We start from the raw sequence: 21,796 nt of genomic DNA, 5'->3' as shown, positions 1-21,796 counted from the left end.
GATATGGTGTCAGAAAGCGGGGCGGGCCGCTTCCCGCCCCTCCATGAACATTCGGGAACATCCGGCGTTTCGGCCTTCGCGATCCGGCAATCCGATGCGCAACCTTAAGGACTTGAGGCCATGCCCCAGCTCATTTTTCTGCTGCTGATCATCGCCGCCGCCTGGTACGGCTACCGCTCGTTCAAGCGTGAAGCCTCGCGCGTATCACAGCGTGTGCGTCAGGCGGAAAAGGAAGCGCAGAACCGGGCTCACGGCACGTTGGTGCAGGACCCCAAAACCGGCGAATATTACGTCAAGAAGGACTGACCTTTCCTTCACGAACAATTGCCGACGAAGCGATGCGATCGCCGTGTTTTCTCGTGTCACGGTCCACCAGCAGAAATGACCCTTTTTCCGAAAACCGAAACACGTGCCGATGCCGGTTCCGCGCCTTCGGTGACGCGCCTGGCTCCCGCCAAGATCAACCTCGCGCTGCATGTGACGGGGCGTCGTGCCGACGGCTATCATCTGCTCGACATGCTGGTGGTCTTTGCCCGCTTCGGCGACGTCATCCGTATCGAACCTGCTGAAGTGGACAGTTTTACGGTCTGCGGTCCTTTTGCCACGGGCATACCGCTCGACGGCGGCAATCTGGTTCTCAAGGCGCGCGAGGCGCTGCGCCAGCAGACACAGCGGGCTTTACCGCCCGTAGCCATCCATCTGGAAAAAAACCTGCCGATTGCTTCCGGCATCGGCGGCGGATCGAGTGACGCAGCCGCCACCCTGCTCGCACTTGATGAGCTATGGGGCCTCGATCTCGGTTTCGAGAAACTGGCCGCGATCGGCCTCGATCTTGGCGCGGACCTGCCCATGTGCCTGCATGGCGCATCGAAGGGGACGCCACTTGCCGCGCGCGGCATCGGCGAAGACCTGACTCCGGTTGCCGGTTTCCCGGCCTTGCCCATGCTGCTCGTCAATGACGGAACAGCCGTTGCGACCCCGGATGTCTTTCGCGCGCTCGAAAAGCGCGACCATCCGACGCTGGCACTTGCCTCCCACCCGGATATCGGACCTCTTTGCGCTTATCTGCAGACGACCCGCAACGATCTCCTTTCCCCTGCATTGAAACTCGCACCACGGATCGGTGACAAGCTCGAACTTCTTCGCCAGAGCGGATCGCTTTACGCACAGATGTCCGGTTCCGGTGCGACGTGCTACGCCATCTACGAAGACATTGCCGCCACCGAACGGGCAGCCGAACACCTCTCAACCGAAAGACCGGACTGGTTCGTCGTCGCGACCCAAAGCGTCCCCTCTCCCAAGAATAATTTCTGACCCCCATCGGGTGTGAAACCCTTCAAAATCGCCTGATTGTTCACTCTCATTGGACAATATATTGGGACAGACTGTTCGTGCTTTTTGAACAAAAGGTCTTCTACAACAGTTTTGTGAAGGCTGATATATAACACAATATATTGAATTTATTATATAATTTAGAATTATCCGTTCTGATTTCAAAAAATTGGCTGCACGAATGTGTGATCAAGAAAACATTTTCGTGACTGGAACTTTTGCTCACTGTCACCCATTTCAGCTGCATCGGAACGACGAACAAAACGCCGCTCCACTTTCCAAGGAGATAGGAAAAATGAAAAAGATTGTTCTTGCTGCCGCTGCCCTTGCTCTTACCGCCGGTGCCGCCTTTGCAGAAAACCCACGCGTTGGCGAACCTGCCGATCTTTACGCAAACGACCGCACCCCGGTCGCTTCCCAGAAGGTCGACTACACTGCTCCCGCTTCGATCGGCCAGTCCTCGTTCCAGGACGGTTCGGCTCATCGCTTCGGTGACGCATCGCCTTCGAGCTACCAGAACTAAGTCTTTTCCCAAGACTTGACGACTTGACGCAGGGCGTCGTCAGTGGCCTCCCAGCCGATGACGCCCGGTAAATTCCGGAGCTGGATATTCCTCCCAACCGTCCAGCTTCACCCAGTTATCTCCCCGATGGATGGCATGGTCGCCACCCGGGAGCCCCGGAAAGGCTTCTATGCCATCCGAAGGGGCGGTTTGTTTCAATGCATTTGTGCGACGCCGAATGTGTCCATTTGACCGCAAAATGCTTCAGAAGGATTATGAAAATGAAGAAGTTTGCTCTTGCTGCCGTTGCCGTTGCCCTTAGCGCCGGTGCTGCTTTCGCTGAAAACCCGCATGTCGGCGAACCGGCCGATCTTTATGCAAATGACCGCACGCCGGTTGCAACGCAGAGCCAGAAGCTCGACTACACGGCTCCTGCCTCGATCCAGAAGGCTCCGGTCTATGAGAACGGCTCGGCTCATCGCTTCGGCGACGCTTCGCCGTCCAGCTACGAGAACTAATCCAGACAGCATGTCTGTTGAAAAAGGCGAAGCTTCAGGCTTCGCCTTTTTGTTTGTTCAGGCTTCGTCGGGCGGCAGTATGGAATGTTTGAGCCGGACCGGCTTCAAACGCTGCGGAAGCTGTGCGAACGACACGCCGTCGAGCAACAGCGGCTTTACGACATCAAGGCGAACCAGCAGTCCGGCATCAAGCGTCGCCTTGTGGCCGAAGACTTTGCGGACCGCCCCGAACCCGCCATCTTCCGGCAGCGAAAAACGCGCGGCACCACCGCCATGCTCCATGTGTCGGCGGAGAACTTCCTCCCACCCCTCCTGCGGAATGGAACCGGGCCTCAGCAGCAGCACCCATGGCGTGCGGATTTCATCGAGCGCGGTCTCGATATCCATTTCCGCATGGAACGCACAGCCGGCACCCAGCGCGACCAGGGCGGTCTCATCCGACGAGCCCCTGTCGATGACCGACACACGTCGCAGCAACCCCTCCACGACCGCCGGCACCAAAGCCGAAAGCGTGTGAGCCAGCGCTCTCTCGGAATTCAGGGTTTCTATGACGACTGACAACATGCCCGCTTCATATATCAAGAATGGGTGAGCGGAAAGCTGACACTTTTATGTTCTTGATTTGTTCTAATTCTTGTTATAGGAATAGATTCATCAGAACAGAGTCGCATGGCAGCACGGCACGCACCGTAGAACAGCTCCCGATCTTTGAAGGACGCTGTCCCGGCTGGGTTTCGTCGTGACCCTACAAAGCCAGATGTTTCCATGCAGGGAGACGAAGATGGAAGTGATCCAGCAGGCAGATATCATCAAGCAGGCCGACAGGGCTGCCTTCGGTAGCGGGCGCGCGGATCACGCCAATGCGGTGATCGGCGAGGCCGGATTGCGCATCGATCACGCCCGCAGGCGCGGACGGGGAGCGGGCATCAATCCGACCGGGCGCTTCGAGCCGACCACGCGCCACGACTTCGACGATGGCTGGACTACGCTTGAGGAGCTGCCGCCGTTCAAGACCGACGTGCAGATCGAAAAGCCGCGGACGATCATCACCCGCAATGATTCACCTGACATCAGTTTCGACCGCTCGATCAATCCCTATCGCGGCTGCGAGCATGGCTGCATCTATTGCTTTGCCCGCCCGACCCACAGCTACATGGGACTTTCTGCCGGTCTCGATTTCGAATCCCGTCTCTTTGCCAAGCCGGATGCCCCGCGTCTCCTGGAGCGCGAACTGGCCAAGCCCGGTTACCAGCCGAAGACCATCGCCATCGGCACCAATACGGACCCTTATCAGCCGGTCGAAAAGAAGTGGCGCATCATGCGCGAAATTCTTGAAGTGCTGGAGGCCGCCAATCATCCCGTCGGCATCGTGACGAAATCCGCTCTGGTCGTGCGGGATATCGATATTCTTGGTCGCATGGCCGAGAAAGGACTGGCAAAGGTCGCCTTGTCGGTCACGACGCTCGACGCCCATCTGTCGCGCACGATGGAGCCGCGCGCCTCGACGCCGACGCTGAGGCTGCAGGCCATCCGCAAACTGGCCGATGTGGGCATTCCCGCCTCGGTCATGATGGGACCGGTCATCCCCGGCATCAACGATCACGAGATCGAACGCATTCTGGATGCCGCCTATGCGCAGGGTGCGCGGGAGGCAGGCTATGTCCTGCTGCGCCTGCCGCTCGAAGTCGCGCCCTTGTTCAAGGACTGGCTGCTGCGCAATTATCCGGATCGCTACCGCCACGTCATGTCGCTGGTGCGTTCCATGCGCGACGGCAAGGATTATGATGCCGAATGGGGCAAGCGCATGCGCGGCACGGGTCCATATGCATGGCAGATCGGTCGCCGTTTCGAAATCACCGCGCGCAAGCTCGGCTTCAATGCACGCCGCCTTCAGTTGCGCACCGATCTGTTCGAGCCGGTCGAAAAGGGAGGCAAGCAGCTTTCGCTGTTCTAGAGAATTTCCAGCAAAAGCGTGTGCCGGTTTTGCGTTTGATAAGGCGATAAAACAAATAGCCGGAGCGGTTTCCGCGTTTCTCTGCGAGGGAACCGCTGTGGAATAAACACAAAGGGGCAGCCTGGCCCCGCGTCGCTTTTCAACCTGCTCGACCTGCCAGTTGTCTGTTGAATTTCCGTCTGATTGTCCTTCAGACGGAGGGGCCGCCTGCTTTCACGCCACCATCCTCAAGCAGGGCCCTTGCGGAGAATCGGAAGCAATGCGAGCATTGCCGCCAAATGAAACGCTCGGCTTCTGATTCTCCGCTCCTCTTTGACATCCCGATCGCGCCTGACTTCTCGGAAGAGAAAAGGCTGCTTTCGCGTGGCTTGAAACATATCGTCGGCATAGATGAGGCCGGACGCGGCCCCCTTGCGGGGCCGGTGGTTGCCGCTGCCGTCGTGCTCGATATCGACAACCTCCCGGACGGGCTGGACGATTCCAAGCGGCTTACGGCTGCGAGACGCGAAGCGCTCTACGAAATCATTCTGGCGAAGGCCATCACCGTTTCGGTTGCAAGCCTCAGCGCCCGCAGCATCGACGGAAGCGATATCAGGAAGGCCGCGCTGGAAGCCATGCGGCGCGCTTCCATCGGGCTGACCCTGCGCCCATGTCACGCGCTGATCGATGGCCGCGATGTGCCGCCGGGGCTTGCTTGCCCCGGTTCGGCGCTTGTCAAAGGGGATCAGCGCTCCATTTCGATCGCTGCCGCTTCCATCGTCGCCAAGGTAACGCGGGACCGCATGATGATCCGGGCCGGTGCAGCGCATCCACCCTACGGGTTGGAAATTCATGCGGGCTATGCCACCGAAAGGCACCGTGCCGCCATCGAGACGGCGGGGCCCGTGCCCGGCATCCACCGCTACACCTTCGCCCCCATCAAAGATCGCTTCGGCGTTTAAACCGTCGCCAGCCTGGCAGCAAAGCCGAACAGCAGCGCCGCAAAGCCCCAACGCTGGACCGACTGTATGGCCGGATAACGTTTGAACAGGGTTCCGAGCGATGAGCCTGTAAAGGCATAGAGCGTATCGAACAACAATCCGACCGTGGTCATGACGCCGCCCAGAACCGCAAATTGCAGCGCTATACTGCCATTTCCCGGATGGACGAACTGCGGCAGCAGGACGGAACAGAACAGCAGCGCTTTCGGGTTGAGCAGATTGGTGAGAAGGCCCTTGCGGGCCGAAGCCAGATAGGACCGCCGTTCACGCACCCCGCCAACCGCATCCACTGTCGGCAGAGGATGGCGGATGATCCCTATGGCAAGCCAGACGAGATAACAGGCGCTGACGATCCGCACGCACTGGAACGCCACAGGAAAGGCATGCAGAAGCGCCGCCAGACCGAGCGCGGCAAGGGCCACATGGCACGTGCGCGCGATTGCGAGGCCAGCGGCGGTTGCCAGCGCATGGGCCCTGCCCTGCGCCGCGCCGGTCTGGAGCAGCAGAAGCATGTCCGGCCCAGGAATAAGAAATGCAGCAGCAAGTGCGCCCGCGTATAACCACATCTCGCTCATTATATCGCCTGTAAGGATCGTGCCAAATTGGCCGCGACGCAGAGGCTCATCGAAAATGATGCCGATTGCGAAGCAGTTTCATGTCGCAGAATATCCGGGGACGACAGCGTATGTCCTTGCGATTTGTGCCGCATTTCTTTCTCGTTTTGATATAATCAGCCAACAGCCCCACTCAAGTTGCCGGATCATGCCAAAACTTAAGCTAGATGCCATCGACCGCAAGATACTCACGGCACTTCAGGAAGACGCCCGGCTCTCCAATGTCCAGCTGGCCGAGAAAATCGGCCTTTCGCCCTCTCCCTGCCTGCGCCGCGTCAGGATGCTCGAAAAGGCGGGCGTCATCCGGGGCTATCATGCAGCACTGGATCGCAATGCGGTCGGACTTGGCCTGACTGTCTTCGTCGGCATTCGCGTGGAGCGTCATCACGAGGAAACGGCCACCGCGTTCCGTACCTCCGTGCAGAACCTGCCCGAGGTGTTCTCCTGTCATCTCGTATCCGGGGAATCCGATTTTCTGTTGCAGGTCGTGGTGGCCGATCTCGCAGCCTATGAACGGTTTCTATCCGGCACGCTGCTGCGCCTTCCGGGCGTGATCGACATTCGGAGCAATTTTGCTATCCAGACGGTCAAATCGCAGGGAGAGCTGCCGCTTGCGCATCTGACCGAGAACGAAGACTGACTGCACTTCTGTCCATCGGAGCCTGTCATGCCAGACATCGTCAATGCGGTTCTCCCCGGGTCCCAAGGCATTCTTCTGGGCCGACGCAGCCCGGATCGTCGGGCCTACCCCAACCGGTGGAGTTTTCCGGGCGGGCATGTCGAAGCCGGGGAAGACCTTGATTGCGCACTGCAACGAGAAATCCACGAGGAACTCGGACTCACGCTCCGCTCGTTTTCCTTTCTCACGACGATAGAGATCGCAAAACCGGCAGCTTCATTCCATCTCTATACCGTTACCACATGGGACGGTCAGCCTGCCATTCGCGACCGGGAGCACACCGAGCTGCGATGGTTCACGCCGCAGGAAGCAGAGGCATTGGATGACCTTGCGCTCGAAGAGTACCGCCTGTTGTTCCGCAGATTGGGCGGCACGGAAACCGGCCTCGGATCCGACCGGTTTTAAAAACCTTTTCTCGACGTAAAACAAAAACGCCGCCCTTTCGAGGCGGCGTTTTTCTGAAAATTGTGCGAGCCGTGATCAGTTCAGGTTCGTCTTGACCTGAGACAAGGCATCCTTGAACAGGTTGCCTGCAACCTTTGCATCGACCTTTTCGGCAACGATCTTGCCGGCTGCGGCGACTGCGAGGTCGACCGCCGATGCGCGGACCGCATTGATGGCATCGACTTCAGCCGTTGCGATCTTCTGCTCGGCAAGCTTGTTGCGGCGTGCAACATATTCTTCCGTCGCGCGCTTGGCGTCTTCGAGAAGCGCCTTGGCTTCACGTTCGGCGGAAGCAACGATATCGCTTGCTTCCTTTTCGGCTTCCTTGCGCTTGCGATGATATTCGGCCAGCAGCTGCTGGGCTTCTTCGCGAAGCGTGCGTGCTTCTTCCAGCTCGTTCTTGATGCGGTCAGCGCGCTCGTCGAGCGACCGGCCGACCATGCCCGGAACCTTCAGATAGGCGAGGATCGCCAGAAAGATGATGAGGCCAATCAGTGCCCAGAATGTAGCGTCCATTGTCCTCTCCTCAGGCGTTGGCGGCCTTGACGGCTGCTGTTACCGATGCCTTGTCGGCCTTGGTGCCCAGAAGCTGCTCGACGATCTCCGCCGTGGTTTCCTCGGCAATGTTGCCGACGTCGTTCATGGCCTTGGCCTTGATCGCGGCGATGCGTTCTTCGGCTTCCTTGAGCTTGCCTTCGAGGGCTGCCTCGGCGGAAGCGCGTTCTGCGTCGGCTTCGCCCTTGCCCTTTTCGCGTGCGGCTTCTGCAATCGAAGCCGCCTTGGTGCGGGCCTGGGCCAGTTCCTGCTCATAGGCAGCGATAGCGTTGTCGGCATCCTGCTTGAGGCGGGCTGCCTGCTCGAGATCCTGAGCGATGCGGTCGCGACGGGTTTCGATCACGCCGCCGATGCGCGGCAGAACCACGCGCGACATGAACAGATAAAAAAGCCCGAAGGTGATCGCCAGCCACAGGAGCTGCGAAGCGTAATGGGTGGAATCAAACGGCGGGAATACGCCGCTGCCGTGTCCGGCATCGTGAGCGACCCCGGTTTCGGTGTGCACAGCATCGGCTGCGCCGTGCTCGCCAGCAGCAGGTGCCGGTTGCGATTCGGTGGCGGTTTGGGCAAACGCCGTGGACACGAACATCCAGATTTCCCCTTTAATCCAGCACGATCCGATCCCGATGGAGAAAGACCATGCCTTACTCAGACGACATATGCAAAGGCCAGCCGCGCCTGCATCTTCCAGCGGAACATGACCTCAAGGACCATGTTCCTAAAGCTGCTTCGCGGCCAGCCCGTTTCTTGCGACCGTTGATTAGACGGCGAAGAGGAGCAGAAGCGCGATGAGCAGCGAGAAGATGCCCAGAGCTTCCGTAACGGCGAAACCGAACACCAGACGGCCGAACTGGCTGTCAGCAGCGGACGGGTTGCGCAGAGCGCCGGAGAGGTAGTTGCCGAAGATATTGCCGAGGCCGAGAGCCGTACCGGCCATACCGAAACAGGCGAGACCGGCGCCGATGTACTTTGCTGCTTCCGCTTCCATGTTAAGCTCCTTCTGGATTGAATATAAGCGCGGATTTCAGTTCTGGCGGTCGCCCGCCGGCTTGAACTCAGTGTCCCGGATGTACAGCGTCGTTGATGTACATGCAGGTGAGAACGGTAAACACGTAGGCCTGCAGGAAGGCTACGAGGAATTCGAGTGCGGTGATCGCAACCGTCATGATCAGCGGCAGGACAGCGCCGCCGATGCCGATCGGGCCGAGGGCTGCCAGCGAGACGACGAAGCCCGCAAAAACCTTGAGCGTGATGTGACCGGCAAGCATGTTCGCAAAGAGACGAACCGAGAGGCTGATCGGACGCGACAGGAACGAGATGATTTCAATGGCGACAACCAGCGGCACGATGATGCCGGGAACGCCGCTGGGCACGAACAGCTTGAGGAAGCCGAAGCCGTGCTTGAAGAAACCGTAGATGATGACCGTGCCGATGACCAGAACGGCAAGGGCGAAGGTCACGATGATCTGGCTCGTAACCGTATAGAAATACGGGAAAAGACCGAGAAAGTTTGCGACCAGAACGAACATGAACAGCGAGAAGACGAAGGGGAAGAACTTCATGCCCTTCGACCCTGCTGAATCCCGCAGGCTGGTGGCCACGAATTCGTAAGCCATTTCCGAAACCGACTGAAGACGGGTCGGGATCAGGCCGCGGCCCGAAGACGTCAGATAAAGAAAGCCCGAAGCGACCACGACGGTTGCGACCATGAAGGCCGAAACATTCGTGAACGACAGGTCAACACCGCCTACGTCGATGGGAATCCACCGGGAAACCTGGAACTGATGGATCGGATCGTTCGCCACCTTAACCTCGTCTGTCTTCCCTGCCCGAAGGCAATTTGGCCTGCCCGAAGGCACTTCGCTTGCCCGAAGGCAACGTTGCTTGCCCAAGGGCGTTTCAGTCTCGGACCAGAAGGCCCACTTGTTCACTTACACTTGAACGAACTTTACCGTGAAGCCCGTCAAGCCCTATTTCTTGTCGTTCTTTTCCGCGCTAGATTTGATGTTGCCCTGTTCGGCAACATATCCAGCGGAACGAAGCACGTTGAGGACGCCCGCACCGAAGCCCAGAAGGAGAAATACGATCAATCCCCAGGGCGACGTACCGGCGACACGATCGATGAACCAGCCTATCAGCGCACCGACCAGAACCCCTGCGATGAACTCGCTGGAAATCTTCATGGCCTGCGCGACCGAACTTGCAGTCGCCGATCGCTCATCCTCGGAAGCCGGCTGCTTGAACACACCTTTTTTGGCCAGTTCGGCCTCCAGGCGATTCAGACGCTGATCCAGCTCCCCGGAACCGGGCTCATTCCTCGCATTCTTGATCGCACCGGATGGCTTTCCGGGCTCAGTCCCGCGCGCCATTGGCAGCTCCTTTTTTCAAGAAATACGAGGATTTCAATCCCATTTCCAAGTTGCGCGCAACATATTGACACGCCGTCCGCTAGTCAAGGCGGTGCAGGCATTGGTCCAGAAGGTTTTTTATCCAGCAATCTCAATTACTTAGATATTGGTGCGACTCATTTTCCGACCAAAGAACCAGATTGGCCACATTATTGGCCAAAAAAACGGAATCGATTTTGGAGGATCGCGCCATATTCGGGTCCGGTCGAAAGCCGGTCATATGCGCCTGTTCGGGCTTTTAGTCCGCTAACAAAAACGTGAGTTTGAACGGGCCGATCCAGTTACTGCCGCAGACAGGATACTCAGCTCCACCCGCCGCCATAGGTCCGATAGAAAACGTGAAGGCCGATCTTGGTGACCTTCTTCATGGTCGGCGCCCAGAACGGACGAACATAGGTCGCGTGATAATGGGTGGCGGAGCCGACTTCCGGCAGCCATATCTGACCGGCGGAGACAGTCTTTGCCACCTGCTGGGCCATGCGCCATTGCGGCATTTCGGTTACGCGGTGTTTCTGGCCGTCACAGGCAAACGAAAACTGGCAGGCATTGAGCCAGTCGCGGTTCTGATAGACCACGCCGCAGATCGTTCCCGGATAGGCGGGATTGCGCACGCGGTTGAGGACGACCTGAGCGACCGCGACCTGTCCCTTCACCGTTTCGCCCCGGGCTTCATAATAGACGGCTTCGGCAAGGCACTTCTGCTCGCTCTTGCTGAAGGCGAAAGGCGGCAGCGGCGTCGCGGCCCATTCATGATCCTGTTCGCTGATAGGCGGCACGAAGCGCCCTTCGTCCGGCTGCGGCTTCAGGATGCTTTCGAAAGGCGATGTCTTGCCGTAGTCCGGCGTCGCAGGCGCATAACCAAGGGCCAGCACATCCGGCTGGTCATTGGTAATGAGCTTGGCAAGCTGGGTCGGCATTTCGGCGCGCGGCTTCGGCGGCTGAACCGCATGGAACGCCATGGTGATGGCGACTTCCTTGCCTTCCAGCTTGCTGGAGAAAGCCATTTTCGCGTCCGTCTTTTCAGGCGGACGCGTGATCATGCTGATCTTTTCAAACATGCTGCCGGCGGTGAAGGCCTTGGCCGGCGCCTTGGGCTTTACCGAGACGAGACGGCCCGTCTTGTCGGCGCGATGGATGCGGTTTTCATCGGGGTTCGGATCGTCCGGGCCGAGCTTTGCCGTCTTGCGCCCGCCCGACAGCGCAACGCGGCCTATGCCCGGCACCTCGATGCCGTTGTTGGCGATGCTGCCCGTCACGGTCGTTGCATCGACGAAGGGCATTTCGGCCTGATGGACGGAGCCGACCGGCGCCTTGGCGACGAAGGCAGTCCAGCGGTGCGTTCCCATGTCCGCCGACGGCACGAGGCTTGCCATGTCCTGAAAGGCAATCGCATTGGAATTGAAGAGATAGGTAATGGCAGCCAGAACCAGCGGCACCAGACGGTGCGGTTTATGGACTGTCTGGCGAGGCTTTGCGCGGACGGCGTAATAGCGCCCCTCCTCCGGGCAATAGCCCGTGACAGGGTAATGCCACACCGGCTCGGCAACGGCCTTCCTTCGACCAAACAGCGCTCGTAAAGATACAAGACGCACCGCACACTCCACTCACACTGACTGAACCATGCCGGTGATAACGGAGTATTAACCTTGTCCTATGGGTTGGGGACACGCTTGCAGCTCTGGCGAATACAGTCATTATCAGCAGCGCGTTAACCATGAACGAATATGGTTAATGCGGGGTTTAAGCGAATTCCGCTTTACAGATTGCGGACAGCTACGGTGAGGAGGTGCATCATGGATAAGGTCACGGGCGGCTGCCTGTGCGGCAAAGTCCGCTTCGAAGCGGTGGGACAGCCATACCGGGTCGGCATCTGCCATTGCCTCGATTGTCGCAAGCATCATGGCGCGCTGTTTCATGCCTCGGCGATATTTCCCGAGACTGCGGTTACGGTCGAGGGAGAAACCGGCGACTATGCGGGACGGCATTTCTGCCCACGCTGCGGGTCGTCCGTTTTTGGCCACAGCGGCGATGAGATCGAAATCAACCTCGGTTCGCTCGATGCGCCGGATCAGTTCAAGCCGACCTATGAACTCTGGACCATCCGCCGCGAAAGCTGGCTGCCGCCTTTCCCGGACATGCATGGCTATGAGCGCGACCGCGATGGGGCAAGCCGGTTCGAGGAGGGAATTTATGGAGACGCTTGAAAATCGGAATTATCACGCTGGCTTTTTTCTGAGGGGAATGATGAACACACGCTTTTCGCCTGCCTGTGCCGCAGTTCTGCTTGCTGTTGCGTTGGCTCTTCCGGCAGGGAGTGCCTTTGCCAAATCCGCCTGTGATGGCGTGACGACCACGCTCACCAAACAGCAGAAAACAGACTACAGGTCGCTCATCGCACAAAGTCTCGGCAAGAAAGTCAAACCAGCTTCCGTCAGCATCGAGAGCTTCATGCAATATGGCAACTGGTCTGTCGTCTATGCGGATGTTCCGGTGGCTGATCCCGGCTATTTCTTCTTCGATCTTTCCGGCAAGTCGCCCAAACTGAAGGACGTCTGGGGCGGGATGGCTGAAAGAGACGAGATGCCCGATCTGGTCAAATGGGCGGAGAAGCTCGGCGCCAACAAGGAAATCGCCGCCTGCTTTGCCGATACGGCAACTGCTCCTTGAGTTATGCAGTGACTTCACAGACCATGTTCGACTTGTGAAAGCCCCAATCATCTGTGAAAAGCCGGCAGATACTGACCTGTTCAAAGCGAGCACCATGTTCAAGAAAACCCTCTTCGCCGTGGTGCTCTTCGCCATCGCATTATTCGGCTATACGAAGGTCATGGCCAGGATAAGCCTGTCCGAGCCTCCGCTTGCCGCACCGTCCGAACAACAGGCCGATGCGATCAGGGTTGAAAAGGCTAACCGCCAGATGACGCTGTTGCGCGACGGCGGGCCAATCGGCACCTATCGCATATCGCTCGGCAGCAACGGCGATGGCGGTCACAAACAGCGCGAAGGCGATGAAAAGACGCCGGAAGGGCACTACGTCATCGACTGGCGCAACCCGCGCTCAATGGCGCATCTGAGCCTGCATATTTCCTATCCCAACGAAAACGACAAACAGGCCGCAGCGGCTGCCGGTCATGCACCGGGCGGCAATATCATGATCCACGGCCTGCCGAATGGCTGGGGCTGGCTTAAATCGGCACACCGGCTCTGGGACTGGACCGATGGCTGCATTGCCGTCACCGATGCGGAGATGCGTGACATATGGGCAAGGGTTCCGACCGGAACGCCGATAGAAATTCTGCCCTGACGGCCAGTGACGTATCGCTAGCCTTCCAGACTGTCTCCAGAGCATTTCCGGTTTTCATTGAATCACTGGAAATGCTCTGTTTGTTTTTACGCATGTCTTTATCCCGAAACCGGTTCGCATTTTCGGGAGACATGCTCTAGCTCTTCACCGACCAGCGTTCGATATCCGCACTCTGCCCGATCAGTGCGAGGCCGTTGGCAATGGAATCGAACTGGTTCGAGCTTGTCACCTCGGCATTGGGAAAGCGGCTTTCAAACACGGTGCGGATGACCGGCACGAAAGACGTGCCGCCTGTGAGGAAAACCCGGTCGATAGACGAGGTTTCCAGCTCCGCTTTCTCGACCGCCTGTTGCACCGAGTTTTCGATCTGGCGCACATCGTCCGCGATCCAGTTTTCGAAATCGTTGCGGGTAATGTCGGAACGGATTTCAAAATCATCCGCCTTGAAGTGCAGTTCCGACATGCGCTGCGATGAAAGCCGCACTTTCAGGTCCGATACGGCGCGATAGATTTCGTAGCCATAATCGTTCTCGATCAGGTTGATGAAATGTTCGAGCGGCTTGGGGTCAACCGCTTGCCGGGCCAGTTCGTCCAGATCGCGGATGGTGGCCGGAGAGTTCATCAGGAACAGCGTGTTCCAGCGCGCAAAATTTGCATAATAATGGTTCGGCACAGTCAGCCTCTTGCCGAAGGACTGATATTCCGTCCCTTTTCCAAGCAGCGGCGACACGGCATTGTCGATGATGCGGTAATCGAACGTATCGCCAGCAATACCGACACCCGTCTGGCTGAGCGGCGTGAAACTCAGGCCTTGCCTGCCCACGTCGAACCGCACGATGGAAAAGTCGCTGGTGCCGCCGCCAAAGTCGGCCACCAGAACGGTGGACGCGGCCGTCAGTTCCTGCGCATAAAAATAAGCGGCGGCGACAGGCTCATAGACATAATGAATGTCGGTGAAGCCGAACGCCCGGAACGCCTTTTCATAGCGCTGCATGGCCAGCGCTTCATCGGGCGAAGCACCCGCAAAGATTACTGGCCTGCCGATGACCACGCGATTGCCCTTTGGCGGCAGGCGGTCGCCCAACCGCGCGGCAACCGTTTCGAGGAAAGTGGTCAGAATATCCTCGAACTTGAACCGCTTGCCGAAAACCGGCGTGTCGGTGAAGGACTTCGATGCCGCGAATGTCTTGAACGATTGCAGCATGCGCGTGGAGTGCGGCGCGTTGACGAATACGTCCATCGCCCATGGCCCACTTTCGACGGTGCGCTCGCCGGTTTCACGATCCTGCCAGAAGCAGAGAACCGAACGGTAGCCGGTGATATCAACCCCATCCTTCGGCACACTCAGAACCGCCGTCGTGCCATCCGCTGCGGCAACGGAAAGAACCGTGTTGGTCGTGCCAAAATCGATGCCCAATGTCACGCCATCAAATGGGCTCTGGTCAGCCTTCGTCATCACTGCACCTTTTTTGGAGGAAATCGGGGAGCGGGCGGATTAGCAGCCGTCGCAGCCAAGCTCAACCCGAAAGTGTGGATTTGGCGCAGACTAGAGCATGTCTCCCGAAAGTGGGAACCGGTTTCGGGTCAAAGACATGCGATAAAACAAACAGATAGCACATCCCGAAAAGTGTGAAACGCCTACGCAGGGAAATCAGTCCACTGGACTGATTTCTGATCCTGCTTCGATCGGATAAGATGCGCGTAAAAACAAACAGAGCATTTCCAATGATTCATCAGAAACAGAAAATGCTCTAGGAAAAAAGGAGCGGCCTCAATGAAACAGAAGGCGCTCCTTCTAGAAAATGAAAACGCCCATGTCATTTCAACTAAATTATGAGATTCCGACGCTGGACTTATTCAGCCAGATTTGATTGACCGGGAACATCAATTTGTCCAATAATACAGGAAATTTCTAAATGTCTGATGAAGTGACTGAGCATATCCCAATTGGCGGCGGACTCCTTCTCTTGCTATTGGGAATTATCATTAATCTATTATTCAGCGCTTATATGATATATATTTATATCAAAATATCATATATTATGAATATTGGCTTCGGATCACAGTCTCTTAATTTTTCATATCACATATTGATAAACATAATATTTTTCATTGGATCATTATACGCGCTATACGCAAACTATTATTATCTGAAGGCCTTCAGGTATTTCATGGTAATATTCCTGTTTGCCTCCGGCATATTGAATATGCTGCCAACCCTTTTTGCAGAACCCGCAACCGCAGCGGAGTCCGACGCCAGCGGTTTTGTGCTGCTTCTATCATGGCTGCCAGCAATTATATGGGTCCCCTACCTTCTCTATTCCGCAAGACCGAAGCGAACCTATGTTTACGATAAGTCTAATAATCCATGGCTATCGAAATGACGGCAAGCCTGACGCGGCTGCAGACGACAACAAAAAGCCCGGATCGCTCCGGGCTTTTTTTACTTCTTCTTTTTGGCGCGGCCTGCGAACGGATTGTCCGAGGTACGCAAGGAAAGCCTGATCGGCACGCCCGGCATGTCGAAGGTTTCGCGCAGGCCGTTGATGAGATAGCGCACATAGGATTGCGGCATCGCATCGGGGCGCGAGCAGGACACGACGAAGCCCGGCGGGCGGGTCTTTACCTGCGTCATATACTTGACCTTGAGGCGGCGTCCCGAAACTGCCGGCGGCGGCTGGTGCGCGATGACGCCTGCCAGCCAGCGGTTGAGACGCCCGGTCGAAACACGGCGGTTCCAGATTTCGTGGGTCTTGACGACATTCTCCATGAGCTTGTCGATGCCCTGCCCGCGCTCGCCGGAAATCGGCACAGCACGCAGCCCACGCACCTGCGGCAGCAGGCGGGCCGTCTTTTCGTAAAGATCGGCAAGAACCATCTGGCGGTCTTCGATCAGATCCCATTTGTTGAATGCGATGATCGGCGCACGGCCCTCACGGATGATGAGATCGGCGATCTGCAAATCCTGCTTCTCGAACGGGATGGTCGCATCAAGGACGATGATCACGACTTCCGCAAAACGGATCGCGCGCAGGCCGTCGGCGACCGACAGCTTTTCGAGCTTTTCCTGCACGCGCGACTTGCGGCGCAGGCCAGCCGTATCAAACAGCTTGATCTTGCGGTCGCGCCATTCCCAATCGACCGAGATCGAGTCACGCGTAATGCCCGCTTCCGGTCCGGTCAGCAGGCGGTCTTCGCCCAGCATGGTGTTGATGAGCGTGGACTTGCCGGCATTCGGGCGTCCGACGATGGCGATGCGCATCGGCTTGGTCGCATCATAGGCCGGGATTTCTTCTTCATCCGGGTCTTCGATGTCGTCGCCGATCAGTTCACCGACAACCTTCGGCGTGAAAACCTCGTCCTCGGCTTCCTCTTCCTTCTCGTCGGCAAAGACGCGCTCTTCGCCCAGAAGCTCGACAATGGCGTCGCGCAGGTCGGGCATGCCCTGACCGTGCTCGGCGGAGATCGGGCATGGTTCGCCGAGGCCAAGCTGGAAAGCGTCGTACATGCCGGATTGCGCGCCGCGCGCTTCCGCCTTGTTGGCCACCAGCACGACCGGCTTGCCGGAACGGCGAACCACTTCGGCAAAGGTGCTGTCGGTCGGCGTCAGGCCGTTCTTGGCATCGATGACGAACAGGATAACGTCGGCTTCCTGAATGGCAGCCTCGGTCTGGGCGCGCATCCGCGCTTCCAGGCTGTCATTGGCAGCTTCTTCAAGACCCGCCGTATCGATAACCTGAAACTTCAAATCGTAGAGCTTGGCATCGTGGATGCGCCGGTCGCGCGTGACGCCCGGCAGGTCATCGACCAGCGCCAGCTTGCGGCCGACGAGGCGATTGAACAGCGTGGACTTGCCGACATTGGGACGCCCGACGATGGCGACTGTAAAACCCATGGAAGAAGATAACTCCAAAACTTGCGAATTTATGTGCTTTGCGCGTCAGGCACCTTGACGCCTGCGCTGCGCATCAGATCGAGCATCGTGTTGGACCGCTGGCGGATATTGGCCGGGGCCAGACTGTCATTGGCGATCTGCTGGAACAGCTTGACCGCATCGTCGAAACGTTCGGCCTTCCATGCGGCCAGGCCCAGGGCCTCCCGCGCGCTGGAGCGCATCGGATTGCCGTCAGCGGAAAGCGTTTCCACGCGCTTGGCCACATCGTCATAGGAACCGCTGTCGACCAGCAGATAACCGGCGCGCAGGCGCGCGACATCGCGCAGCGGCGCAGGCACGGCATTGTCGGCAGCGACGTCGTCGAACGCTTTCACGGCACCGGCGGCATCACCCTTGTCGGCGATGACCGATGCGGCGCGAAGACGCGCCAGCACCGGATAGGAGCCGTAGCCGGTCTTTTCCAGATCGGCGAGCGCGGCGAGCGCCTCGTCGTTCTTGCCTTCCGAGGCGAGATCCAGCGCGGCCAGGAACTTGTCGCCGGAAGCGGAAGCCTTGCTGTCGGTCCAGTGCTGATAGCCGACCCAGCCAGCCGTCCCCAGAACGATGGCCACGGCGGCGCCGATCACCAGCGGACCGAAATTCCGCCAGACCTGCTTTGCCCGTTCCGAACGGATTTCCTCGTTTACCTCGCGAATGAAACTGTCGTCTGCCATGGACCTGCCACTAAAGCCAAATTGATGTTCGATATTTATGCGTTCTGGCGCTTTTAGTCGGAATTCGCGCCAGATGTAAGACCCGTATGCGAAATAAGCCAACACATGCATTACAAAGTGCATTCCGGTCCGACAATCGCCTTATTCAAGAACTAGCCACGGAATTTCCGGAACTGTTTCCCCTCCCCCTCGTTTAGTGGTCCATGCGCTTTCTGTCCCCCCGCTCATTTCTGCTTTCAGCCCTTGCTCTTTCCACCTGCGCCGCGCAGGCGGAACCGGTGCCCGCAAAGCCGCAATATGTGCTGATCTCCTTCGACGGTGCCCATGACAATGCACTGTGGACCCGCTCGCGCGAACTGGCGAAGAAGAACAACGCCCACTTCACCTATTTCCTGTCCTGCGTCTTCCTGATGACCAGACAGGACCGGCGCGATTACCAGCCGCCGCACAAGCGGGCGGGTTCGTCCAATGTCGGCTTCGCGCTCAGCCGTGATGAAGTCGTCGCGCGTCTTGGCAATATCTGGCAGGCGCATCTGGAGGGAAACGAGATTGCCAGCCATGGCTGCGGCCATTTCGACGGCACCGACTGGTCGACCGCCGACTGGGACAAGGAGATAAGGGAATTTCGTCGCATCACCGCCGACGCCTACAGGAATAACGGCATCGACGGCGAGCCGGAAGGCTGGCGCGACTTCGCGCTGAAGGGCATAAACGGCTTCCGCGCGCCCTATCTCGCCGCGTCGAAGCCGGTGCAGGACGCGCTGAAGGCAAACGGCTTTCGCTATCAGGCATCGTCCGTCACCCGCGGCCCGGAAGCGCCGATCCTCGCCGGTCAGTTCGCTTCATTCGGATTGCCGCTTATCCCGGAAGGCCCGTCGCAGCGTCCCATCGTGGCCATGGACTATAATCTCTATGTCCGCCACTCGAAGGGCAAGGAAGCGCCGCAGCAATCGTCAGCTTTCGAGGAACGGGCCTACAAGGCTTTCCGGGCGGCGTTCGACAAGCAATATGCGGGCGAGCGCATTCCGCTTCAGCTCGGCTTTCATTTCGTGCTGATGAATGACGGCGCCTACTGGCGCGCCATGGAACGGCTGGTGGCGGAAGTCTGCACCAGGCCGGATGTCAAATGCACGACCTATGGCGATTATCTGGACAGTCTCGACAAGGAGACGGTCCACGCAGGCCAGAACCGATCCTGACTTCAGGCCGAAGGCACTGTTTCCAGATTACCGCGATCGGCCGATGGCAACGGCTCGTCATGGATAGTCGCCTCGAACGCCCTCAGGCGCTTGTAGATCGACAACAGCTCGATGATCGTCGTCCACGATTTGACGAGATACTGGAACGACTCCTGTACCTGCGAAAATACATTGATGATCTGGTTCATCAGGCCAAGCGTCAGCTTTCCAGCCACGATGGACGGTATGAGGATCAGGGTCGCGAAAATATTGTCGGCCTGTAGATAGAAAATGCGGGCAACGTTGAAATAGACATAGTGGAAATAGAGCCGGAAATAATTGTGCCGGACGTTGCGGAACAATTCGGCCATTGTGACTGGCCCGGCGCGATCGTCATGATCTTCACCATAGACGAGTTCCTTGCGGTAAGCCGCTTCCACCCGCTGGTTGTTGAACTCCAGTCCCGGCAGCTTGATGCCGACCAGCGCCAGCAGACCGGTCCCGAAGGCAGCCCAGAAAACAGCCGCCCATACAAGCGCATGTGGTATTGTGCCGATAACCGGCAACTCGGTGATTTTCTCGGAAAAGCTGAACAGGACCGGCAGAAAGGCGATCAGCGTCAGAATAGCTTTCACCAGATTGACACCGAGCTGTTCCAGCGTCGTTGAAAAGCGCATCGTATCTTCCTGCACACGCTGTGCAGCGCCTTCGATGGAACGCAGTTTCGGCCAGTACCTGACATAATAGTCATTCATCGCCGTGCGCCATCGGAAGATATAATGGCTGACGAAGAAGAGGCTCAAAACGCTGACCGTGACGCCAATAAAGGCAATCTTGGCAAACGTGACCAGCCCCCAGTAGAAATCGGTCGCGCTGACGGCGCCGGGTGTTGTCAGCGCCTTCTGTATCATGTCGTAGAACGGCCCATACCATGCATTGACCGCCACACTGGCCTGCACGCCGAAATAGGTGGTGAACAGGATCAGCGCCGATCCGAGTATCGACCAGCGCTGCCAGGGATGCGGTGAAAACCACGCCCAGAACAGATAGAAGGCGAATATCATCACCGCGAAGTAGATATAGAACCAGAGAAACGGCGCCGACCAGAAGATGCTTGCGCCGATAATCGGCGCGGCGTCGGGCGCCAGCGGCGGCAGGCCGAACACTGCGCCCAGCCGTTCACCTCCCTCGTACCAGCCGATTATCGCCAGCAGGCACCAGATTACGACGGACCAGAAGAACAGTTTCGGACGGGGGAAAAACGACACAAACACCGGGTTACATCCAACTCCTGAGGAATTATCCTCATAAGAAGCCGGTCCTTGTGCGTTTACCAGTTAAATTCCTGTAAGGTTTTCAACCCGCTGTCCGGGCGGCGCGTCCCGCCACGATGCCCAGCACCGCGACGACCACCAGCGAGAGCGCTGCGGCCAGACTTGCCGAAGTGAACGAACCGGAGCGCTGCGCCATGAAACCTGCCACCAGCGGGCCGACGATCTGGCCGATGCTGAAGCAGACGGTCATCCGCGCCAGAGCGCGTTTCGGTGAAGACGGGGCGAGCGTGCGGGCAATCTGCAATCCAAACGCCGTCAATGCCATGAAGGTCATGCCCAGAAGCGCACCGCCCACCAATGGACCGAGTGGCGGCGCCAGAACCACGCTTGCCGCGACGCCCACCGCCTCAAGGGTGGCCGTCAGGGCAAATGCGTTGAAGAGACCGAATTTACGGGCTGCGGGAGCCCACAGCCAGATGGAGGGCGCTGCCATCAGGCCGGTCACCACCCACACAGCCGCTTCCATCAGCGGACCGCCATCGGTAGCGCGCACGATCGCAATGAGGAATGTGGCCGTGATCACATAACCGAAGCCGAAGATGCCATAGGCCAATGCCAGCGCATTGAAGGCGAGGCTTTTGGGAAGCGGCGGTTCGCGCGTGCCGCTGTTTCCGCCGACCGGACCTTCCCGGACGAAAGCCGCGACCAGAACGGCCATCACAATGGTGAGAATGGCAGCGCCGATCCAGTCGGCCCGCCAGTCGAGCCCGGCAAGGCGGATCAGCGCCACCAGAACGGCAGAAAGCGCAATGCCACTGCCGACGCCGCCGAAATGCAGGGCTCCAAGCCCGGCCCTTTCCGCCGCCGTAACATGACTGAGCACGATTGCCGTGCACAGGATCATCGTCACCGCGCTTATGAAACCGGCCGCAAAGCGGATGATGGAAAACAGCCAGACGCCGTCAAAAAGCGCCATGGCGGCGCAGAGCAAACCGCTGATTATCAGGCCCGCGATCACGCTTGCCCGTTCGATGCCCGCAGACCAGCCATAACCGGCCACGACCGCCCCCAGCAGATAGCCGATATAGTTTGCCGATGCGATGAACCCCGCATCGGCGGCAGTGAAGCCGATATCGGCCATCATCCCGGGCAGGATCGGCGTATAGATGAAACGCCCGATCCCCATGGCGGCAGCCATGGCAAGAAAACCGCCGAAAGCATAGCGAACGGCGGTGCGATGGTGTGAAGATGCGGGCTTGGTCATTTGCAGGGAGGTCTCGGTCATTGGCGGCAAAATAAGCTTCATTCATCCAGGGACAATTGAATTTTTCTGATCGGATCGATCACACGGATTGACGCTGAAACCCCGCCCGATCTCCGAAACCCGACGACAGAGTTGGATTTGAACTCTGCAGGAGCAGAACTACAATAGATCTATTGCACTCT

Annotated in this window: 26 protein-coding genes; 13 read left to right on the top strand and 13 right to left on the bottom strand. The window is 58.2% G+C overall.

Annotation, left to right across the window (positions count from 1 at the left end; all coding sequences use genetic code 11):
* Nucleotides 1-120 precede the first annotated feature (120 nt).
* The 4 genes from ACOWVS_RS07565 to ACOWVS_RS07550 all read left to right on the top strand — a co-directional run bounded on the left by ACOWVS_RS07565 (nucleotide 121) and on the right by ACOWVS_RS07550 (nucleotide 2,352).
* Nucleotides 121-306 carry a membrane protein gene (locus tag ACOWVS_RS07565; protein WP_006466164.1) on the top strand — a complete coding sequence of 62 codons (186 nt, stop codon included), beginning with the start codon at nucleotides 121-123 and terminating at the stop codon, nucleotides 304-306.
* Between the two features lie 75 nt (nucleotides 307-381).
* Complete coding sequence (locus tag ACOWVS_RS07560; RefSeq protein WP_006473371.1) at nucleotides 382-1,314, top strand: 4-(cytidine 5'-diphospho)-2-C-methyl-D-erythritol kinase; 933 nt, start codon at nucleotides 382-384, stop codon at nucleotides 1,312-1,314.
* Between the two features lie 313 nt (nucleotides 1,315-1,627).
* Nucleotides 1,628-1,855 (top strand): hypothetical protein, encoded by a 228-nt coding sequence (locus ACOWVS_RS07555; RefSeq protein WP_006473370.1) that lies wholly within the window; start codon nucleotides 1,628-1,630, stop codon nucleotides 1,853-1,855.
* 260 nt (nucleotides 1,856-2,115) lie between these two features.
* Nucleotides 2,116-2,352 (top strand): hypothetical protein, encoded by a 237-nt coding sequence (locus tag ACOWVS_RS07550; RefSeq protein WP_006473369.1) that lies wholly within the window; start codon nucleotides 2,116-2,118, stop codon nucleotides 2,350-2,352.
* A gap of 57 nt (nucleotides 2,353-2,409) precedes the next feature.
* On the opposite strand, the gene ACOWVS_RS07545 is transcribed toward ACOWVS_RS07550, so the two are convergent.
* Nucleotides 2,410-2,916: a hypothetical protein gene (locus tag ACOWVS_RS07545; RefSeq protein WP_006472836.1), complete on the bottom strand. Its 507-nt coding sequence runs from the start codon at nucleotides 2,914-2,916 to the stop codon at nucleotides 2,410-2,412.
* A gap of 217 nt (nucleotides 2,917-3,133) precedes the next feature.
* Here ACOWVS_RS07545 and ACOWVS_RS07540 point away from each other — a divergent pair, with 217 nt between their 5' ends.
* Together ACOWVS_RS07540 and ACOWVS_RS07535 are read left to right on the top strand one after the other, a co-directional pair.
* Complete coding sequence (locus ACOWVS_RS07540; protein WP_006472837.1) at nucleotides 3,134-4,306, top strand: PA0069 family radical SAM protein; 1,173 nt, start codon at nucleotides 3,134-3,136, stop codon at nucleotides 4,304-4,306.
* A 278-nt stretch (nucleotides 4,307-4,584) separates the two neighbouring features.
* Nucleotides 4,585-5,247, top strand: coding sequence for a ribonuclease HII (locus ACOWVS_RS07535; RefSeq protein WP_006472838.1), 663 nt, complete (start codon nucleotides 4,585-4,587; stop codon nucleotides 5,245-5,247).
* Here the strand turns inward: ACOWVS_RS07535 and ACOWVS_RS07530 are convergent.
* Complete coding sequence (locus tag ACOWVS_RS07530) at nucleotides 5,244-5,861, bottom strand: LysE family translocator (protein WP_006472839.1); 618 nt, start codon at nucleotides 5,859-5,861, stop codon at nucleotides 5,244-5,246. The two genes, ACOWVS_RS07535 and ACOWVS_RS07530, sit on opposite strands and share 4 nt — an antisense overlap.
* A 187-nt stretch (nucleotides 5,862-6,048) precedes the next feature.
* Between ACOWVS_RS07530 and ACOWVS_RS07525 the strand changes: the two genes are divergently transcribed.
* Together ACOWVS_RS07525 and ACOWVS_RS07520 are read left to right on the top strand one after the other, a co-directional pair.
* Nucleotides 6,049-6,540 carry an Lrp/AsnC family transcriptional regulator gene (locus ACOWVS_RS07525; RefSeq protein WP_031346473.1) on the top strand — a complete coding sequence of 164 codons (492 nt, stop codon included), beginning with the start codon at nucleotides 6,049-6,051 and terminating at the stop codon, nucleotides 6,538-6,540.
* A 27-nt stretch (nucleotides 6,541-6,567) separates the two neighbouring features.
* Nucleotides 6,568-6,984, top strand: coding sequence for an NUDIX domain-containing protein (locus tag ACOWVS_RS07520; RefSeq protein WP_006472928.1), 417 nt, complete (start codon nucleotides 6,568-6,570; stop codon nucleotides 6,982-6,984).
* Between the two features lie 75 nt (nucleotides 6,985-7,059).
* Here ACOWVS_RS07520 and ACOWVS_RS07515 read toward each other — a convergent pair whose 3' ends face one another.
* The 6 genes from ACOWVS_RS07515 to ACOWVS_RS07490 all read right to left on the bottom strand — a co-directional run bounded on the left by ACOWVS_RS07515 (nucleotide 7,060) and on the right by ACOWVS_RS07490 (nucleotide 11,578).
* Nucleotides 7,060-7,539, bottom strand: a complete 480-nt coding sequence (locus tag ACOWVS_RS07515; RefSeq protein WP_006466156.1) for a F0F1 ATP synthase subunit B — start codon at nucleotides 7,537-7,539, stop codon at nucleotides 7,060-7,062.
* 10 nt (nucleotides 7,540-7,549) lie between these two features.
* Nucleotides 7,550-8,167 carry a F0F1 ATP synthase subunit B gene (locus ACOWVS_RS07510; RefSeq protein ID WP_006472927.1) on the bottom strand — a complete coding sequence of 206 codons (618 nt, stop codon included), beginning with the start codon at nucleotides 8,165-8,167 and terminating at the stop codon, nucleotides 7,550-7,552.
* 171 nt (nucleotides 8,168-8,338) lie between these two features.
* A complete protein-coding gene (locus tag ACOWVS_RS07505) occupies nucleotides 8,339-8,566 on the bottom strand; it encodes a F0F1 ATP synthase subunit C (protein ID WP_006466154.1) in 228 nt (75 codons plus the stop codon).
* A gap of 67 nt (nucleotides 8,567-8,633) precedes the next feature.
* Nucleotides 8,634-9,383, bottom strand: coding sequence for a F0F1 ATP synthase subunit A (locus tag ACOWVS_RS07500; protein ID WP_006472926.1), 750 nt, complete (start codon nucleotides 9,381-9,383; stop codon nucleotides 8,634-8,636).
* A gap of 165 nt (nucleotides 9,384-9,548) precedes the next feature.
* Nucleotides 9,549-9,947 (bottom strand): ATP synthase subunit, encoded by a 399-nt coding sequence (locus tag ACOWVS_RS07495; protein ID WP_006472925.1) that lies wholly within the window; start codon nucleotides 9,945-9,947, stop codon nucleotides 9,549-9,551.
* Nucleotides 9,948-10,288: 341 nt separating this feature from the next.
* The gene (locus tag ACOWVS_RS07490) at nucleotides 10,289-11,578 is read right to left on the bottom strand and encodes a cell wall hydrolase (protein ID WP_031346475.1); all 1,290 of its coding nucleotides are present in this window, start codon (nucleotides 11,576-11,578) and stop codon (nucleotides 10,289-10,291) included.
* A 201-nt stretch (nucleotides 11,579-11,779) separates the two neighbouring features.
* Between ACOWVS_RS07490 and ACOWVS_RS07485 the strand changes: the two genes are divergently transcribed.
* The 3 genes from ACOWVS_RS07485 to ACOWVS_RS07475 all read left to right on the top strand — a co-directional run bounded on the left by ACOWVS_RS07485 (nucleotide 11,780) and on the right by ACOWVS_RS07475 (nucleotide 13,290).
* Nucleotides 11,780-12,190, top strand: coding sequence for a GFA family protein (locus ACOWVS_RS07485; protein WP_021586169.1), 411 nt, complete (start codon nucleotides 11,780-11,782; stop codon nucleotides 12,188-12,190).
* Between the two features lie 40 nt (nucleotides 12,191-12,230).
* Entirely contained in the window at nucleotides 12,231-12,653 is a 423-nt protein-coding gene (locus ACOWVS_RS07480; protein ID WP_036592713.1) for a hypothetical protein, read from the top strand.
* Between the two features lie 94 nt (nucleotides 12,654-12,747).
* Entirely contained in the window at nucleotides 12,748-13,290 is a 543-nt protein-coding gene (locus ACOWVS_RS07475; protein WP_021586171.1) for a L,D-transpeptidase family protein, read from the top strand.
* Nucleotides 13,291-13,426: 136 nt separating this feature from the next.
* Here ACOWVS_RS07475 and ACOWVS_RS07470 read toward each other — a convergent pair whose 3' ends face one another.
* A complete protein-coding gene (locus tag ACOWVS_RS07470) occupies nucleotides 13,427-14,746 on the bottom strand; it encodes an Hsp70 family protein (protein ID WP_021586172.1) in 1,320 nt (439 codons plus the stop codon).
* A gap of 460 nt (nucleotides 14,747-15,206) precedes the next feature.
* On the opposite strand from ACOWVS_RS07470, the gene ACOWVS_RS07465 reads away from it, so the two are divergent.
* The gene (locus ACOWVS_RS07465) at nucleotides 15,207-15,674 is read left to right on the top strand and encodes a DUF2569 family protein (RefSeq protein ID WP_021586173.1); all 468 of its coding nucleotides are present in this window, start codon (nucleotides 15,207-15,209) and stop codon (nucleotides 15,672-15,674) included.
* A 59-nt stretch (nucleotides 15,675-15,733) separates the two neighbouring features.
* Here the strand turns inward: ACOWVS_RS07465 and der are convergent, their stop codons facing one another.
* Complete coding sequence (der, locus tag ACOWVS_RS07460) at nucleotides 15,734-17,185, bottom strand: ribosome biogenesis GTPase Der (protein ID WP_021586174.1); 1,452 nt, start codon at nucleotides 17,183-17,185, stop codon at nucleotides 15,734-15,736.
* Between the two features lie 29 nt (nucleotides 17,186-17,214).
* The gene (locus ACOWVS_RS07455) at nucleotides 17,215-17,898 is read right to left on the bottom strand and encodes a tetratricopeptide repeat protein (protein WP_006472919.1); all 684 of its coding nucleotides are present in this window, start codon (nucleotides 17,896-17,898) and stop codon (nucleotides 17,215-17,217) included.
* 203 nt (nucleotides 17,899-18,101) lie between these two features.
* On the opposite strand from ACOWVS_RS07455, the gene ACOWVS_RS07450 reads away from it, so the two are divergent.
* Nucleotides 18,102-19,097, top strand: a complete 996-nt coding sequence (locus ACOWVS_RS07450) for a polysaccharide deacetylase family protein (RefSeq protein ID WP_021586176.1) — start codon at nucleotides 18,102-18,104, stop codon at nucleotides 19,095-19,097.
* 2 nt (nucleotides 19,098-19,099) lie between these two features.
* On the opposite strand, the gene sbmA is transcribed toward ACOWVS_RS07450, so the two are convergent.
* Nucleotides 19,100-20,350 carry a peptide antibiotic transporter SbmA gene (sbmA, locus tag ACOWVS_RS07445; protein ID WP_021586177.1) on the bottom strand — a complete coding sequence of 417 codons (1,251 nt, stop codon included), beginning with the start codon at nucleotides 20,348-20,350 and terminating at the stop codon, nucleotides 19,100-19,102.
* Nucleotides 20,351-20,432: 82 nt separating this feature from the next.
* Complete coding sequence (locus ACOWVS_RS07440) at nucleotides 20,433-21,614, bottom strand: YbfB/YjiJ family MFS transporter (RefSeq protein WP_006472918.1); 1,182 nt, start codon at nucleotides 21,612-21,614, stop codon at nucleotides 20,433-20,435.
* Nucleotides 21,615-21,796 lie beyond the last annotated feature (182 nt).

This window comes from Brucella sp. IR068 (assembly GCF_049065885.1).
Lineage (GTDB): Bacteria > Pseudomonadota > Alphaproteobacteria > Rhizobiales > Rhizobiaceae > Brucella > Brucella intermedia.
This window is presented reverse-complemented; position numbering and strand designations above follow the sequence as displayed.